General features: G+C 41.5%; 11 protein-coding genes. 5 read left to right on the plus strand and 6 right to left on the minus strand.

Annotated features, from left to right (window positions below; translation table 11 throughout):
* Nucleotides 1-184 precede the first annotated feature (184 nt).
* The 3 genes from AB3G73_RS08910 to AB3G73_RS08920 form a co-directional block, all read right to left on the minus strand.
* Complete coding sequence (locus AB3G73_RS08910; protein WP_148364817.1) at nucleotides 185-1,930, minus strand: phospho-sugar mutase; 1,746 nt, start codon at nucleotides 1,928-1,930, stop codon at nucleotides 185-187.
* 97 nt (nucleotides 1,931-2,027) lie between these two features.
* Nucleotides 2,028-3,665 carry a C69 family dipeptidase gene (locus tag AB3G73_RS08915; protein WP_234132809.1) on the minus strand — a complete coding sequence of 546 codons (1,638 nt, stop codon included), beginning with the start codon at nucleotides 3,663-3,665 and terminating at the stop codon, nucleotides 2,028-2,030.
* A gap of 25 nt (nucleotides 3,666-3,690) precedes the next feature.
* Nucleotides 3,691-5,343, minus strand: coding sequence for a M23 family metallopeptidase (locus tag AB3G73_RS08920; protein ID WP_367745426.1), 1,653 nt, complete (start codon nucleotides 5,341-5,343; stop codon nucleotides 3,691-3,693).
* A gap of 198 nt (nucleotides 5,344-5,541) precedes the next feature.
* Between AB3G73_RS08920 and AB3G73_RS08925 the strand changes: the two genes are divergently transcribed.
* The 5 genes from AB3G73_RS08925 (at nucleotide 5,542) to ald (ending at nucleotide 15,244) form a co-directional block, all read left to right on the plus strand.
* Complete coding sequence (locus AB3G73_RS08925; RefSeq protein ID WP_367744560.1) at nucleotides 5,542-8,175, plus strand: zinc-dependent metalloprotease; 2,634 nt, start codon at nucleotides 5,542-5,544, stop codon at nucleotides 8,173-8,175.
* A 32-nt stretch (nucleotides 8,176-8,207) separates the two neighbouring features.
* Nucleotides 8,208-11,540 carry a SusC/RagA family TonB-linked outer membrane protein gene (locus AB3G73_RS08930; protein ID WP_259023245.1) on the plus strand — a complete coding sequence of 1,111 codons (3,333 nt, stop codon included), beginning with the start codon at nucleotides 8,208-8,210 and terminating at the stop codon, nucleotides 11,538-11,540.
* A 13-nt stretch (nucleotides 11,541-11,553) separates the two neighbouring features.
* Nucleotides 11,554-12,897, plus strand: coding sequence for a RagB/SusD family nutrient uptake outer membrane protein (locus tag AB3G73_RS08935; protein ID WP_195649416.1), 1,344 nt, complete (start codon nucleotides 11,554-11,556; stop codon nucleotides 12,895-12,897).
* Nucleotides 12,898-13,324: 427 nt separating this feature from the next.
* Nucleotides 13,325-14,008 carry a WG repeat-containing protein gene (locus AB3G73_RS08940; protein WP_320980465.1) on the plus strand — a complete coding sequence of 228 codons (684 nt, stop codon included), beginning with the start codon at nucleotides 13,325-13,327 and terminating at the stop codon, nucleotides 14,006-14,008.
* Nucleotides 14,009-14,137: 129 nt separating this feature from the next.
* On the plus strand, nucleotides 14,138-15,244 hold the full coding sequence (gene ald / locus AB3G73_RS08945) for an alanine dehydrogenase (RefSeq protein WP_099147204.1): 1,107 nt from the start codon (nucleotides 14,138-14,140) through the stop codon (nucleotides 15,242-15,244).
* A gap of 160 nt (nucleotides 15,245-15,404) precedes the next feature.
* Here the strand turns inward: ald and AB3G73_RS08950 are convergent, their stop codons facing one another.
* The 3 genes from AB3G73_RS08950 to AB3G73_RS08960 all read right to left on the minus strand — a co-directional run bounded on the left by AB3G73_RS08950 (nucleotide 15,405) and on the right by AB3G73_RS08960 (nucleotide 17,851).
* Entirely contained in the window at nucleotides 15,405-16,349 is a 945-nt protein-coding gene (locus AB3G73_RS08950) for a nitronate monooxygenase family protein (protein ID WP_148364812.1), read from the minus strand.
* Between the two features lie 73 nt (nucleotides 16,350-16,422).
* Nucleotides 16,423-17,148 carry a DUF4858 domain-containing protein gene (locus AB3G73_RS08955; RefSeq protein WP_217721223.1) on the minus strand — a complete coding sequence of 242 codons (726 nt, stop codon included), beginning with the start codon at nucleotides 17,146-17,148 and terminating at the stop codon, nucleotides 16,423-16,425.
* A gap of 178 nt (nucleotides 17,149-17,326) precedes the next feature.
* Nucleotides 17,327-17,851, minus strand: a complete 525-nt coding sequence (locus tag AB3G73_RS08960; RefSeq protein ID WP_367744564.1) for a DUF4943 family protein — start codon at nucleotides 17,849-17,851, stop codon at nucleotides 17,327-17,329.
* Nucleotides 17,852-17,858: the final 7 nt, after the last annotated feature.

The following is a 17,858-nucleotide window of genomic DNA, read 5'->3' on the forward strand; positions in this document are numbered from 1 at the left end:
GCTTAAAGAATGCAAAGGAAATGAAAGAACTGTGCCAAATGAGGGAAAATGCCCAAAAATAGGCAGAATCAGGGCTATGTACAGAGAAAAAGAAGCGCCTCCACAATCTTCAAAAGACGATGGAGGCGCTATTTTAATCTTTATCTTTTTATGATCTATGTCTGCAATTTCAGAAGAGACAAAATCAGATACCCAATGATTTCTTCACTGCTTCAATCTTTTCCATGGCGGCAGACTCGGCAGAAGCATAACAGTTGCGGCATCCCATTTCACCCTGAACTTCCATATAGAACTTAATCTTCGGTTCTGTACCTGAAGGACGAACGGAAACTTTGCTACCGTCTTCTGTGAAATATTGAAGAACGTTAGAGGGTTCCGGCATATCAATTACAGTTACGTTACCTTTATCGTCTGTCTGTTTCAGAGTCTTATAATCTTTGCTCAAGATCACTTTAGAGCCACCCAATTCTTTCGGAGGATTAGCACGGAAGTTTTCCATCATTGCTTTGATTTCTTCAGCACCGCTCTTACCCGGTTTCACTACGTTTACAGTAAACTCTTTAGAGAATCCATATTCTACGTAGATATCAAGCAACAACTGATACAAAGATTTGCCATTATCTTTTGCCCATGCAGCAACTTCAGCAATCAGACAGCAAGCGGATACAGCATCTTTATCGCGCACGAAGTCTTCAGCAAGGAATCCGTAGCTTTCTTCACCACCACCGATATATTTCTGTTTGCCTTCACGCAGACGGATTTCACGGGCAATCCACTTAAATCCGGTGTAGCAGTCAAGCATTTCGATGTTGTTCTTATCAGCGATTTTCTTGATAAGTTCGGTAGTAACGATTGTCTTCACACAGAACTCGCCCCCTTTAATCTTACCCAGTTGTTTGTACTGTGTCAGAATATAATAAAGGTACATCATACAAGTCTGGTTACCATTAATCAGTACCCATTCGCCCTTGTCATCCTTACAAGCGATACCCACACGGTCGGCATCCGGATCGGAAGCCATAACGAGGTCAGCATCAATTTCTTTGGCAAGGTTTACAGCCATGGAAAGAGCTTCCGCATTTTCCGGGTTCGGAGATACGACAGTCGGGAAATTACCATCCTTAATCATCTGTTCGGGCACAGTAAATACGTTTTCGAATCCCCACATCTTCAATGCACGCGGAATCAACATCATACCTGTACCGTGAATCGGAGTATAGACAATCTTCATATCTTTGTGACGGGCGATAGCTGCCGGATCAATAGAAACTGTTTTCACCATATCCAGATAAATCTTATCAATGTCCTCACCGATAATCTGAATCAAATCAGGATTTCCCTGGAATTTAATGTCAGCAGCAGAAGCAATGGCGTTCACTTCGTCAATGATACCTTTATCATGCGGGGCCAACACTTGTGCACCGTCATCCCAATATGCCTTGTAACCGTTGTATTCTTTCGGATTGTGAGAAGCAGTCAGAATGATACCGCTCTGGCAACCGAGGTGACGGATAGCAAAAGACATTTCCGGAGTCGGACGCATATCATCAAACAGATATACTTTAATGCCGTTGGCAGAGAAAATATTAGCGGAAGTCTCTGCAAACAAACGGCTGTTGTTACGGCAGTCGTGACCTACTACTACAGAAATCTGCGGCAGCTCCTTGAAGTTCTTCTTCAGATAGTTGGAAAGTCCTTGAGTGGCAGCACCTACCGTATAGATATTCATACGATTACTCCCAACTCCCATGATACCACGCAGACCACCAGTACCAAATTCAAGGTCTTTGTAGAAAGCTTCAATAAGTTCGGTTTTATCATCGTTTTCCAACATGCGTTTCACTTCAGCTTGGGTTTCAGCATCATAAGCCGGGGTCAGCCATTTTTCGGCTTTTTCAGTGACCTGTTTAATAAGTTCCTGATTTTCCATTTCGATTGTTATTTATTGGTTAATGAATTATTTATTATCAATTTCTTGAGCACACAAATATAAAATAATAAGTTTACAAATCCTAGTTATTCAATTCTTATTTCACCAAATATCTATCACCGGTCTGTTTGACATATTCTTGCAAGAATTCTTTCGGATATCCGGGACGGATCACACCGGCAGGTTGTCCGATAGAATTACGCTCAAACTTACCATCTTTAACACGCTTCACTACTCCATCATTATACTTCACAATCAAGAATGTACCTAATTGTTTCCAAGTATCGAAAGTGCTCTGTGCAGTCATGTTTGTATAATTTGTCAGAAAATCTACTGCTGCGTTCTTATCTTTAGCCAACAGTTTGGCAGCCATCTCTTCAATGCCTTCCTGCGCATTGTTGAAAGTCGTTTCCATTTCTTTCTGCGCTTCCCGTACATCACCGATCATCAAATCATAACGCGGATAGACCATATTAGATACCCAGTTAAAAATCCAGAAAGCTGAATTCCAGGAGAATGTAATATAATCGGCTCCGCCCACACGGGTATAGCATACCGGAGCTTTCGTTGCACAGCAATAGACCGGAGTAAATACCGCCATGTTAGCATCATCCACGCCAAACCAAAGTACACCACCTATCGGGTCCGGCTTATGAGCACGCATTTGTGCAACAAATACAAATCCGCTTTGTTGAGTGGAAATGGGACGTTCGTTGAAATATTCCTTGTCGTCTACCTTGAAGTTCAGAGGAGAGAGGCGATATGGCGTCTTATAAGGACCTGCTCCGAAATCATTGGAAATATCAAGAGGCGTACCTTCATAGTGGTCACGCATCATATCTTTCACATCCTGTACAGACAGTTTTTGTTTCGGTTTCACAAAAAGAGGCATCGGAGTATCGGTCTTTCCCTCAATATAAGGAAGATAATCTTTTCCGTTATCCGTGAACTTATTAAAATAGCTCCACACACGTGCCTCACAGAAACGGCGGGCACCAAAATCAAGAGGTGCGTAGGCTAGCGAAAAGCTAAAATCTTTGTTTACTCCATTAAAATATCCCTTCTCACGGGCAAAAGAAACAACATCCGGAGAGTACATACAGTTCTCCTTGTCATTCATATCAAACTGGTGAATACGTGACTGATTGGCATGAGCCGAGATGCAGTCGTCGGGTACACGTACAGCTACCCAAACAGCTCCACGGATTCCGGGACCTTTACCAATCATTTCCATGATCCAGATTTCATTGGGATCGGCAATAGTAAAAGACTCTCCTTCGCTATAATAACCGTATTGCTGCACTAAATCGGTCATGATTTTAATTGCTTCACGGGCAGTACGCGAACGTTGCAAACCAATATAAATCAAACTTCCGTAATCAATAATCCCTGTAGAATCCGCCAGTTCCGGACGTCCACCGAAAGTAGTCTCACCAATCGTAACCTGATATTCATTCATATTACCGACTACATTGTAAGTCTGACGTGCCTGCTCTATTTCTCCCAGATACTTGCCGGTATCCCATTCATATACTTTCAACATCGTTCCCTTCGGGTAGGTAGCAGCCGGATAATGATAAAGTTCTCCGAACAGGCCATACGAGTCGGCAGAATAGGAAACGATTGTCGAGCCATCGGCAGACGCATTCTTTCCGACAATCAGGTTAGTGCAAGCGAAAGTGTTCGCCACAGCCACCATAAATACAGCAGCACAAAAAATAATTCTTTTCTTCATAAATATATGATTCACTTTTAATAATTTACCAAACAAAACTTTCACGAGCTACCGTTTCATTTCCGCAACCATCGGTCACTGTAAACTCGACCGTATGCTTTCCGCCCTTCTTCACGTGTTTCGGATCAAGTACACATTCCCAGTACGATTTCACCATATTGGGGCGTCCGAAAAGTGCATACTTACCGTCAATCGTCCCGCGATAGGAAGCAATTCCCGTCCCCTGATCTTTCAGCCGATAGACAATCTTTCCGTTTCTTCCCCACTGGTTCTTATTAACAGGAATAATCTCCGGCGGAATGGTGTCGATGGCAACAGTATAAGTTCCTAACTCCTTGATGGCAGCTTTCATATATCCGTCTTCATACTTTCCGCCTACGCTGTACTTTCCTCCCTTCGGAGTGATGCGGGCCACATAATATTTGGTCGTATCGGCAACCGGCTTTCTACGCAATCCGATACGAAGTTCGCAAGCTGCATGCAATGGAACCGTCTTATCATTCAGTTGATAAGTAAAAGCAACGGCACCACTATCCGCCTTCATCTGATAATTGAGGGGGACATCGTCATACAACATTCCTTTCGGAATAACCAGGCTCAATCCCGGCTCTTGCAAATAATTAGTCTTATTCCAGATGAAATAATATTTCTCCCGATGATTCAACGGTTCAATCGGCTGCTTCCGGCCCCGCACGGTAAAACGATAGTTGGAAGTGTTTCCGAAAGCATCTTTCAATGTATATAAGAACTGATAATCCCGTTCCTCGTCAATCGTCACCAGACCACGATGATCATTCGACGCTTTCAGCAGACGCAACGTATTTCCCGGATCAATAAAAGATTTCATATATTGTCCATACGTCCAAGAGTTAATCATCCGGTTCTCTTCTTGCGAGAAACGATCTACGGTACTGCGAAATATTTCATTCCCATCTACCGTGAGCACAACAGAATAAACTCCGTAATGGTTACTTACGCCATCCATGTAATCGTATGCCTTGATACCCAGCCCTATCACTCCCCATGCTTCCACAGGACGTTCGCTATTGGGAAGAATCGTTTTATTCTCCTGTTTTCCATCCACCACTCCTTTGCCCGGTTGCGGGAAAAAGAGGATGCCATCAGCTTTCGGAGCACGTGTATCTTTTATTTTCGACTGGAAGAAAGGCATAGGGTCAATATAATCCCCCGATTCCGTTTCAAACACATCCAGATGAAGATGTGGGCCGAACGAATATCCGGTATTGCCGCTCCATGCAATCTGTTGCCCTCCTTTTACCGGATATTCTCCCGGTTCAGGCACAATCTCCACTTCCCAGTTCTCTTCTTCATATTGAAGTTTCTCCACCCTTTCGGCAATGGGAGAAACAAAACCGCTCAAATGGCGGTTGATAGTTGAATAACCATTATGGTAGCAGACATCAAGTACATACCCCGATCCATTCGTTACGCGAATACGCGAAATATAACCATCAGCGAGAGCAAGAACGGGTTTACCGATCACTCCGCCTGTTTTAAAATCCAGCCCGCCATGGAAGTGATTGGAGCGGATTTCTCCAAAGTTTCCACTCAATGTAAGAGGAGAGTCAAAAGGAGGCACAAAGGTTGCTTGCTTTTTCTCTTGTCCATACCCTCCGATGCAGCAAGCCAGCATCAAAGCAGTGATATATCGTCTCATCATTCCATTCACTTTTTTACTCCCGCAAATGTACACTATTCCCACTAAACTATGAAATATCTGGGAGGAATGATGGTCTTAGATTCTAGTTAATATTTCTTTTAAATGTTATATTCATTGCAAATCAGTAGTTATTATGTTATTAATATTAGTACTTTTGTGGCTGTTTTTTAATTATAATTAAAAGTTAGAAACTCAATGAGAATGTATGTAAAAGTAATGGCAGCGGTCATTGCATGTATATTGCTGAGTGGAGAAACGCTCTCGGCATTTGCAACTACCCCCGCTACAGAAAATCTGAGTTGGTTTAAAAAGAAAAAGAAGAAACCAGAAGAGAAAGAAGAGAAGAGTAAAAGCGACTACGAAAAATTAGTGGAAGACAGTAAAACAACGAAAGGAATGTTTGCTGTACACCAAAAAAAGAATGACTATTATTTTGAAATTCCCACCTCACTTTTGGGACGTGATTTATTAGTTGTCAACAAACTGCAACGAGTTCCTGCCGAACTTAATGATGCAGGTGTAAACCGTGGAGTAAACTACGAGAATCAGATGGTTTGCATGGAATGGGATAAAGCTACGGGCAAATTAATGCTACGACAACAACGCCCATTACCTCTGGCCCCCCAAACGGATGCTATCTTCCGTTCGGTAAAGGATAATTTTATCTCTCCATTGATTGCCGCATTCAAAATTGAAGCAATTAATGCAGATTCTACTGCATTAGTAATCAAGGTGAATGATATTTATGACGGTACTGAAACCAGTATTAATAATGTATTTACTAATATCAATCTGGGTACTTCGGCTATCAAAAATTTATCCCGTATTTTATCCATCAAATCCTTTTCAAACAATGTCGTGGCAACTTCCGAATTGACTACCAGAGTTACAGAAGGAACTACCACTGTTTATGTGACGGTGGAAGTCAGTTCTTCTATTCTCTTGTTGCCTGAAAAGCCGATGATGGGACGATTCGACAATCAGAAAGTCGGTTATTTCACTAATCCGTTATTAAGTTTTAGTGATGCACAACAAGGTACGGATAAAACACAATATATCACTCGCTGGCGCATGGAACCCAAACCGGAAGACCGGGAGGCTTATCTGAAAGGACAGCTTGTGGAGCCTGCCAAACCAATCGTATTCTACATTGATAATTCAACACCTTACCAATGGCGTACGTACATTAAAAAAGGTATCGAGGACTGGCAGATTGCTTTCGAAAAAGCAGGTTTCAAGAACGCGATTATCGCCAAGGAAATCACAGACAGTATGCATATAGACATGGACGATGTCAATTACTCCGTACTGACTTACGCTGCTTCAGAAAAGAAAAATGCAATGGGACCTTCCCTGTTAGACCCACGTTCCGGAGAAATTCTGGAAGCTGATATTATGTGGTGGCACAATGTGCTTTCTATGGTACGCGAATGGATCACTGTGCAGACTGGAACTGTGTGTCCGGAAGCACGCAATGTGCAATTACCCGATGCTTTAATGGGAGATGCCATCCGGTTCGTTGCTTGCCATGAGGTAGGCCACTCATTGGGACTCCGTCACAATATGATGGGTTCATGGGCTTTCCCGACGGATTCGTTACGTTCCGAAGCATTTACTTCCAGAATGAATTCTACCGCTTCATCTATCATGGATTATGCACGATTCAATTATATTGCACAGCCTGGAGATGGCGTAAAAGTTCTTTCTCCGCATATCGGTCCTTATGATATGTTTGCTATCGAATATGGTTATCGTTGGTACGGAAAGAATACTCCGGAAGAAGAAAAGGATATTTTATTCGATTTCTTGAGTAAGCATACCGATCGTCTTTATAAGTATAGTGAAGCGCAGGATGTACGTGACGCGGTAGATCCACGCGCACAGAACGAAGATCTGGGTGATGATCCGGTCCGTTCTTCTTTATATGGCATCGAAAACCTGAAACGTATCGTTCCACAAATTCTTCAATGGACTACTACCGGAGAAAAGGGACAAACTTACGAAGAAGCGTCGCGTCTCTACTATGCAGTTATCAACCAGTGGAACAACTACTTATATCATGTACTTGCCAACATCGGCGGTATATATATTGAAAATACAATTGTAGGAGACGGTGTCAAGACTTATACATTCGTTGAGAAAGAGAAACAAGAAGCTTCATTGAAATTCTTGATGGATGAAGTATTGACCTATCCTAAATGGCTGTTTGACACGGAAGTAGGACAATATACCTATCTGCTCCGCAACACTCCAATCGGAAAACAGGAGAATGCTCCTACGCAAATCTTAAAGAACGCCCAAGCCTATATCCTTTGGGATTTACTAGGCAACACTCGTTTGATGCGTATGATAGAGAATGAATCTGTCAACGGAAAGAAAGCCTTTACAGTAGTGGAGCTTATGGACGGACTTCATAAAAACATTTTCGGTATTACCGAACGTGGTGGCATCCCCAATGTTATAGAACGTTCTTTGCAGAAAAACTTCCTCGATGCATTACTTACAGCAGCCGCAGAACCCGAAGCTGTAAAAATCAACAAGAAGATTGCAAGCGAGCATTTCCTGCTTGACCATGCTACTCCTTTCTGTAGTTGTTATGCCGCCGAACAACGGGCACTTCGTCAGGAAGACCGAATGGGTGCTCCACGTGTGCTCAACTTCTACGGCAGTCAGCTCAACCGTATTTCTGATGCTATCTCGGTGAAACGCGGAGAGTTATTACGTATCAAGAAATTGTTACAAAACCGCCTCGGCACTTCTGATACTGCTGCACGCTATCATTATGAAGACATGATCCTACGTATTAATACAGCTTTGGGAATCAAATAAAACAAAATCAATCACTTTAATTATCTATATTGATGAGAAAAAAATACTTATACGTTCTTATATGTTTTCTTGTTAGCACGTTGGCTACAGCCAACGCTGTTAACCGCACAATCACCGGAGTCGTTATATCCGGTGAAGACAATGAACCTCTAATCGGTGCTTCTGTATATGTTAATGCAGACGATTTGAAAAAAGCTGGAGTATCACAGACTTCTCTAGGTACTATCACTGATATGGATGGCAAATTCTCCATTTCCATTCCGGAAAAGGTGACCAGACTACATTGTAGTTATATAGGTTTTGAAGAACAAAATATCGTGTTGCAAGCTGGAAAAGATACTTATCGTATTGTCCTTCAAGCTTCATCACACACACTAGGAGACGTAGTAGTAACTGGTTATCAAGAACTGGAACGTCGTAAACTGACTGCTGCTATTGCTAAAGTAGACGTTACAGACGGAATGGTAGGCGCAGCAAAAAGTATCGACCAGGCATTAGCCGGACAAGTTGCGGGGGTAGCCGTTACGACAACTTCCGGCGCACCGGGAGCTCCTGCACGTATTCGTATTCGTGGTACAGCTTCATTGAATGGAACACAAGACCCGTTATGGGTATTGGATGGAATACCTTTGGAGGGGACTGATATTGCGAAACTAAGCACTGATACAGACAATGATATTGTTAACATGAAACAATCATCCATTGCCGGGTTGAGTCCGAACGATATAGAAAGTATCACTATCCTAAAAGATGCTGCCGCTACCGCAATTTATGGTGCGCGTGCCGCAAACGGAGTAATTATCATAACTTCCAAAAGAGGACGGACAGGAAAACCTGTAATCAACTTTAATACAAGATTGACATATACTCCTAATCTGGATACTTCACGATTGAATTTATTAAATTCCGAACAAAAAGTAAATCTAGAACTAGAATTAATGAAAGAACCTGATGACATATTTACCTCACATCCCTACTTACATAAAGGAGGAGTAGCATCCATACTCAGACAACATAATTTATTTGAGACCTATCAACAACAAGGATGGAATGGCTTAACCACAGAAGCTCAAAATGCAATTAACCGATTAAAAACAATTAACACAGATTGGAATGACATCTTATTTAGAGATGCTTTCACGCAGGAATATAATTTCAGCATATCAGGAGGAAGTGAAAAAGTGACTTATTATAATTCACTCGGATATTCACAAGAAAACGGGAATGTGCCTGGAGTAAATATGAGTCGTTTTAACTTGACAAACAAAACGTCTTATCAAGTAAACCGAATACTAAAAATAGGAACTTCGCTCTTTGCTAACCGACGGAAGAATAAGGACTTTATTACCGATAAATATGGTTATTCAAATCCTGTTTATTACTCTCGCGTAGCAAATCCATATCAAGAAATTTATGATGCGGAAGGAAACTATGTATATGATTATGACATTGTATCCAACAGCGATAACGAGCCTGATCCTGAACGAGGGTTCAATCTCCTTGAAGATCGTGCCAATACCAGTAAAGAAACGATAACGACAGCTATTAATGCAATCTTTAATGCTGACTTACGTTTCAATGACCATTGGAAACTAACATCACAAGTTGGCTTGCAATGGGAACAATCCGGAGTAGAACAATATATTGGTGCAAATACGTTCTCCATGCGTGATATGCGTAAAGACAGTAAGTCCGGTGACACATACCGTATACCGGAAGGGGGGATGCACAAGGTAAGTAACGCCACTACATCACAAATCACATGGAAAGTACAAGGAGAATGGAGTCAAACCTTTAAAAACATCCATGAAGTACAAATTATGGGTGGGTCAGAAATAAGAAAAAATTGGTATGAAACACTTGCATCTAATGCTTACGGATATGACCCTAAAACACTTACCACCAAGCCTTTGATTCTAACAGAGAATGACGACGTTAAAAAATACCCATTACATACAGAAACTTATGCCGAAAATGCTTTCGCCTCTTTTTATGCAAATGGTTCTTATACCCTTATGCAACGTTACACACTAGGAGCAAGCGTACGTATTGATGGCTCGGACCTATTTGGTGTAGACAAAAAATATCGTTTTCTGCCTATTTATTCGGCTAGCGGACTATGGCGACTTTCCAACGAATCGTTTCTACAGCCTGCCAGACAATGGATGGATAACTTAGCTCTACGATTATCATACGGGCTTCAAGGAAATATTGACAAAAACACCTCACCTTATTTAGTAGGAAGTTACGGAAATCAAACGATATTGCCTAACAACCCAAATGAAACGAGTATTTCTATCGGTTCAGCTCCTAATGATAAGCTACGTTGGGAGAAAACAGCATCTTATAATATTGGAATTGATTTTTCCGCACTCAAATCTGCCATTAATTTAAGCGTAGATTACTATTATAGAAAAGGAACAGATCTTATCGGCTATAAAAATCTACCTTTGGAAAATGGATTTCTTACGCAAACGATTAACTGGGCTAGCCTAGAAAACAAAGGTTTAGAAATAAACTTGCAAACACGTAATATCACAACCAAGAATTTCTCCTGGTATACCACATTCAATTTTGCTTATAACAATAACAAAGTATTAAAAGACTATGTAAAAGAAAACAGCCCGACACCCGGTCTGGAAGGGTATCCTGTTGGAGCTATTTTTGCAATTAAGAGCAAAGTAGATCCGGAAACCGGCCGCATACTCATCTATCCTAAAGGCAGCAATGAGGCTGTCACAGTAGAAGAACTATTTAAGATGGAAGACTTGACTGGAGGAATGGGTGGTTTCTATGAATATAGTGCAGATGCAGACTTTCAACAAAGTCTATATGAATATGTAGGTACGAATGATGCACCTTATACAGGGGGGTTACTTAACACACTCTCTTATCGCAACTGGGAACTTAATTTTAATTTTTCATTCTATTTTGGAGCTCATGTACGTACAAGTCCTTCATATAATATAGTAAATTTCGACTCTGGACATAATGTAAACCAAGATATCCTCAACCGTTGGACACCAGAAAATCATAGTGATCAGCTACCAGCTCTTCTTAGCCGGAATAACTATCCTGCCGATTATGCACTTTTTGGTGACATACCTGCCATTTATAGAAATCTGGATATGTGGGTAAAGAAACTCAATTATATGCGTCTCCAAAACATACGATTAGCTTATACATTGCCACAAGAATGGTTACGCAAATTCAATATCAATGGAGCAACTGTTGCTGTAGAAGGTCGTAACCTACTTGTCTTCGGTTCCAGTTATAAAAACTACATGGATCCGGAATCTATGAGTAATCTCTATTCTACTCCGGTAGCAAAATCTGTGACATTCAACCTAAGTCTTAACTTTTAAGTAATCAAGAAATATGAAAAGAATAAAAAGACTATATTTATTTTCCATGCTAGCAGGATGTTTTACGATGACTTCATGCAGCAATTTTTTAGAAATACAGCCTGTTGGAAAAGTGATTCCGAACACATTAGAGGAATATAGGGCATTAATGACTAACATTTATGCACAAGATTTGACTGACAGAAGTGTCTGTGATATGCGAACCAAAGAAATTACTGTCAGAAATGATAGTTATGACCAAAGCGATTATGGCGATATAGAAAAATGGATTACCAACAGTACAACAGCCAAAGAGCTCGGCTGGATAGACTACTACGAAAACATCTATTATGCCAATGCTATCATCGACAAAAAGAACGATATAACAGATGGAAATGAAAAAGATATCAATCAATTAGTAGGAGAAGCCTACTTTATGAGAGGATATATGCACTTCCTTCTAGTCAACCTGTACGGACAGCCATATACAAAAGAGGGTGCAAAAGACACAAAAGCCGTCCCCTTGAAACTGACTCTTGATTTAGAAGAGATTCCAACACGGAATACAGTAGAAGAAATATATAGTTCCATTCTTTCCGACATAGAAAACGCTCGTCAACTTATAACAAAAAAAGAGTGGGAATCCGGTTACAATTATCGCTTCAGTACACTCGCCATAGATGCATTCGAATCACGAGTATATCTTTATATGGGAGAATGGCAACTTGCTTACGATGCAGCTGAACGCACGTTGGCACAAAAAGCAACACTTGAAGATTACAATAGCACCAACCTACAATTGCCTAACCTATACACATCTGTAGAGTCTATTACCGCTTATGAGAAAATTTACAATGCGACAACAACATTAGACGCCTCACAAGCTACACAATCATTTGTTGACATGTTCAATGAAGAAGATCTGCGACCTGCAAGCTACTTTGGCGAGAAGAATAAAGACGGCAACTACCCTATTATTAAAACAGACGGAAAGTCTGCCTACAAATGTAGTTTTCGTATTAGCGAACTTTACCTTAATTCTGCGGAAGCAGCTGCCCATTTGAACAATCTGCCTGAAGCTCGCAACCGTCTATTACAACTGATGGAAAAAAGATATACAACAGCTGGATATGAGCAAAAGAAAAATGAAGTAAATAGCATGAATCAGGAAAAACTGATTACAGAAATATTAAATGAACGGACCCGTGAGTTAGCATTTGAAGGTCACCGTTGGTTCGATTTACGTCGAACTACCAGACCGAGAATTGAAAAGGTATTAAGCGGAGGACAAACGATTGTTCTTGAACAAGATGATGATCGTTACACATTACGTATTCCTTTAAGTGCTACCAACGCTAATCCCAATTTAATGGACTAAAGTTTATCTAACCTTTATAATAATATCAAACTCCTTTTGTATTCTCATTTGCAAAAGGAGTTTTTTATTTCAAGATATCTCATTTACCATCTCCACATTCCTCTCTTACAGATGTTGGCCATCGTAACATCTTTATCCCTCAAAAATATTGTTCTTTAACAAGAAATCCGTATCTTTGTAGCGACTTATTACGATTAATAACGTAGAAGCGTTTAGAATATTATCTCTATTCAGAATCTGGTAAATTCTTTAATTGGGGAGATAATGGCAACTAAGCGTTCACGTCTTTGTTATATACAAGGGCGTGGACTCTGTTGTTCATTTCCCAATAGGTTTACCAGAACCTTGAATAGAATGAACTAACGACGTCCACGCTTCTCTTGTATATAATGGTATCCGGACGCTTACCACACAAACAATAAGAAAAATGAGCAACACTATTACAAAGTTCTTTGCTTCTTTTTTAGCTTATGGGGTAGCTAATAAGAAAAAGCGTTTTTCGGCAATTGGCCGTTTCTCCGAAGGATTGGCTCCCGTTAAAGGAAAAATCCAATGGGGATACATCAATAAAGGATATGACGTTGTCATCCCTCTAATGTATGAACGGGCTTTCTCTTTTAAAGAAGGATTAGGGATGGTAGTACTCAATTCCCAATACGGATTCATCGACCATACCGGACAGATACGGATTCCGTTTAAGTACGCAGCCGCTCACTCGTTTGAGCAAGAATGCGCACGTGTATGCCACGATGGATTATGGGGACTGATTGACAGACAAGGAAACTACATTCTTCCACCGACTTACAGTCAAATAGAACAATTCGCGGAAGGATTAGCCCTCGTCTCGCTACACAACAAAGTAGGATTCATTAATAAGAAAGGAGAAATTGTCATTCCCCTGAAATATGATAATGGATGCTCTTTCTCTGAAGGATTGGCTGCTGTCTGTATTGAAAGCCAGTCGTCCAAGTGGGGGTATATAAACAAAGACAACCAAGAAGTACTTCCTTTTAAGTACGATATTGCAGAACCCTTTTATAACAACATAGCTCGAGTGGGTCTCTATGGAAAAAGCATGAAAATCAACAAGCAGGGCAGTGAATGTCTATAAAATAACCACTCTACGCATTTATTCATCTCAACACGCGAGGCATTCTGTTCTAAAACATCCCCTTACGAATAACAACGTAAGGGGATTTTTCGTACATTCGAACATGTTAAATCTTTAATACGTAACATTATGATTATCGGAGTACCAAAGGAAATCAAAAACAATGAGAACCGTGTTGGCATGACACCTTCGGGGGTGGCCGAAGTGGTAAAACAAGGGCATCGGGTATTTATCCAACATACAGCGGGAATAAATAGCGGTTTTCCGGATGAAGCATATCAAGCTGTCGGCGCGCATATCCTGCCAACAATAGAAGACATTTACGCCACTGCCGAGATGATCGTAAAGGTGAAAGAACCGATAGTCACCGAATATAACTTAATTAGAAAAGGACAGTTACTATTCACTTATTTCCATTTTGCTTCCGACCGGGAGTTAACTCTTGCCATGCTCTCCAACAAATCAATATGCCTGGCTTATGAAACTGTAGAAGAAGCAGATCACTCATTGCCTTTATTAATTCCTATGAGTGAAGTTGCCGGACGTATGTCTATCCAGGAAGGCGCCCGTTTTCTGGAAAAACCGCAAGGTGGAAAAGGTATTCTTTTGGGAGGCGTGCCAGGTGTTAAACCTGCTAAAGTATTAATTTTAGGAGGTGGAGTTGTAGGTAGCAATGCCGCACAAATAGCTGCAGGAATGGGGGCAGATGTCACTATTACAGATATAAATCTGGCACGTCTGCGCTATTTGAGCGAAACACTGCCGAAGAATGTAAAGACATTGTACGCATCCGAACTAAGAATCAGAAAAGAATTACCGGATGTTGATTTAGTTGTCGGTTCTGTACTGATTCCCGGTGATAAAGCACCACATTTGATTACCAAAGAGATGCTTTCAATGATGCAGCCCGGCACAGTATTAGTGGATGTGGCAATCGATCAGGGAGGATGTTTCGAAACGTCTCACCCGACTACTCACAGCGCACCGACTTATATTGTAGATGGAATTGTTCATTATGCAGTAGCTAATATTCCGGGAGCTGTGCCTTACACTTCCACTCTTGCACTGACTAATGCTACCCTCCCCTACGTAATGGCTTTAGCAAATAAGGGATGGAAAAAAGCCTGCAAAGAGAATCCAGCATTAGCACTCGGATTAAATATCGTAGAAGGAAAAATCGTTTATAAGGCCGTAGCCGACGTATTTGGTTTGAAGTACGAACCTGTCAGCCTATAATTTCACCACAGAGGACACAGAGGACACAGAGGTTTAATCTTTTTAGTAACACAGAGTCTCACGTATTGAGAATCGTATTTATCGCTCTGTTTTACTTACGGAAAGAGAGAGAAGAACTCTGTGTCCTCCGTGTCCTCTGTGGTGAAATAGAAATTATCATTTATCTTTCAAACAAATATTTCTTCTCCACCGCCTGCCAATAAGACTCAACCAATTCGTTCATCACCTCTGCCACCGACTGTCGACGGGATATTATTGCCGAAACCTGACCTATCTCCAGTTCACCTTCTTCCAAGTCTCCTTCAAACATTCCTTTCTTTGCACGTCCTTTTCCTAGCAAGCTTCGTAATTCTTCAGCAGAAGCACCACTATCTTCAGCCTTCTCCACCGCCTCGCGGAAAGCATTCTTTACCAAACGCGTCGGAGCCAGCTTTTTCAATAACAACTTAGTATCTCCTTCACCGAGACTCAAGCAATAATCCTTAAATACCGGACTCGCTGAACTCTCGTCAGTCAGAGCAAAACGGGTTCCTATCTGCACACCTTCGGCTCCCAATACCATAGCAGCCAGTATTCCTTCTCCTGTGCCGACACCTCCTGCAGCTATCAAAGGCAATGTTGTAGCCTCACGTACAGCGGGAATCAAACAGAAAGTCGTTGTCTCTTCGCGTCCATTATGCCCTCCGGCTTCGAACCCTTCTGCCACTACCGCATCTACTCCGGCCTCCTCACATTTTACAGCAAAACGGGAAGAAGAAACAACATGAACAACCGTTATTCCACGCTCTTTCAACCACCCAGTCCACGTTTTCGGATTTCCGGCAGAGGTAAAAACAATCTTCACTCCCTCTTCCACCACAATATTCATGATCTCTTCTATCTGAGGATACATCAAAGGAATGTTTACACCAAAAGGCAATTTCGTGGCCGCATTGCATTTACGGATATGCTCGCGTAAAGTCTCCGGATGCATGGAACCGGCACCGATCAATCCCAGTCCACCGGCATTGCTCACAGCAGAAGCAAGACGCCAACCGCTGCACCACACCATGCCACCTTGAATAATAGGATATTGAATACCCAGAAGAGAAGTAATTCTATTCATAACCAATAATTTATCTATGTGTTAATAGGTTGACATGAGCGCATTGCTACATCAACACATCATTATAACGCCTTCAACGGGCAATCTGTTCAATTGGTTTATTTATCAACACAGTGGTAGAATCTCCATAAGTTCTCAACACTTCCAATGTGCGGGCACGGTTATCCCGTCCCGTCTTATTCCAGAAATCTTTTGTAAAGACAGCCATCAGGTCAAGTCCGCCGATAGTTCCACCATTGATATACACTCCACTCCCACCAAACAAGGGAATAGGTGCATCCATCACTACTGTGTTCACCATCATTCCGTTAGCACGTTCACCCAACTGGCGGAAACGCACCCCACTCGCCTGTATCTCATCCAACGACTTACGCATTCCTTTTGCCATCGGATTGCGTGCCCAGTTTGAATAAGATCTTTGATGACGTATCTCGTAGAAAGGATCACCCCGCCAGGTATTTTTATCGATCTTTATCTTCTTCTGATAGATGGGATCCCAGTTATAGCGGGTATTTGCTTTATATGGCATCAGAGTCAACATCACTTTCGGTTTAGGCAATGCTTCAGGAAGCGATTCGTCAGGCATCATCCAGCTTTTCTCCTCCGACATCCGGGGAGTACCCACTGCGCTTCCGAAATCAATCGACTTCACAGCATCCATATTTAAATGCAACTCCTGGTCACTCTCCAGCAACTTCTTCAAATGCAAAGAATCTTGCGCCGTCCATACTTGCGAATATGCAAATAAAGCAGTCAGACACAGTGCCATCGTTGTTATAAACCGTTTCAATCCATCCATCCTTTTTACTCTTTCATTACCTATATTTCGGAGCACTTCATATACATTTTGCACGTATGAGAAGCTATCTTTTGAGCGTAATAATCCCCCTGTCAGCAGCAAAAGACTACTGATACAAACAAATGTTCCCACATGAATGTTTCCTATTTTTTACTTTCCGAAGGCTCCTCCCCCTTTATTACCACCAACGATAACCCGATCCACAAAGCGGCTCATCGTAGCACGGATCAATTGTCCATCTCGTTTTCGGATATTGGCGTTCTTCCCACCAACTACGATAACAAGCGGCCGCATCGAGTACTTCCTCATCGGTCAGGAAATAGATTGCTTCATAATTTTCAGCATTCGCCAATACCATTTTGCAACCTAATGACGGAGGTGTGCCCTGACGGATAGATTCAATCACCCAAAGCATACACTCACCCAACCGAATCTTACCGTTGTTCATATTATAAACCGACGGAAAAGAAGGGATAATAGTCAGATCTTCTGCATATTTTAAAAGTTCGGGAATGTCCTCTTCCGTGAAATGAGGAACTTCCACTACTCCTTTATCATTCTTCATCTTATACGTACCCGCCTTCAATTGTTTCACAAAAAGGGCAACGTCCGGATTGTTATAATCCATTTCTTCGCTGGTGCATCCTGTAAAAGATACAACCAGGCAAACAGCCATCCACAGCATTAGTAGTGTTTTTTTCATTTTCATA

This window comes from Bacteroides sp. L008 (genome assembly GCF_040812255.1).
GTDB classification, from domain to species: Bacteria; Bacteroidota; Bacteroidia; order Bacteroidales; family Bacteroidaceae; genus Bacteroides; species Bacteroides vicugnae.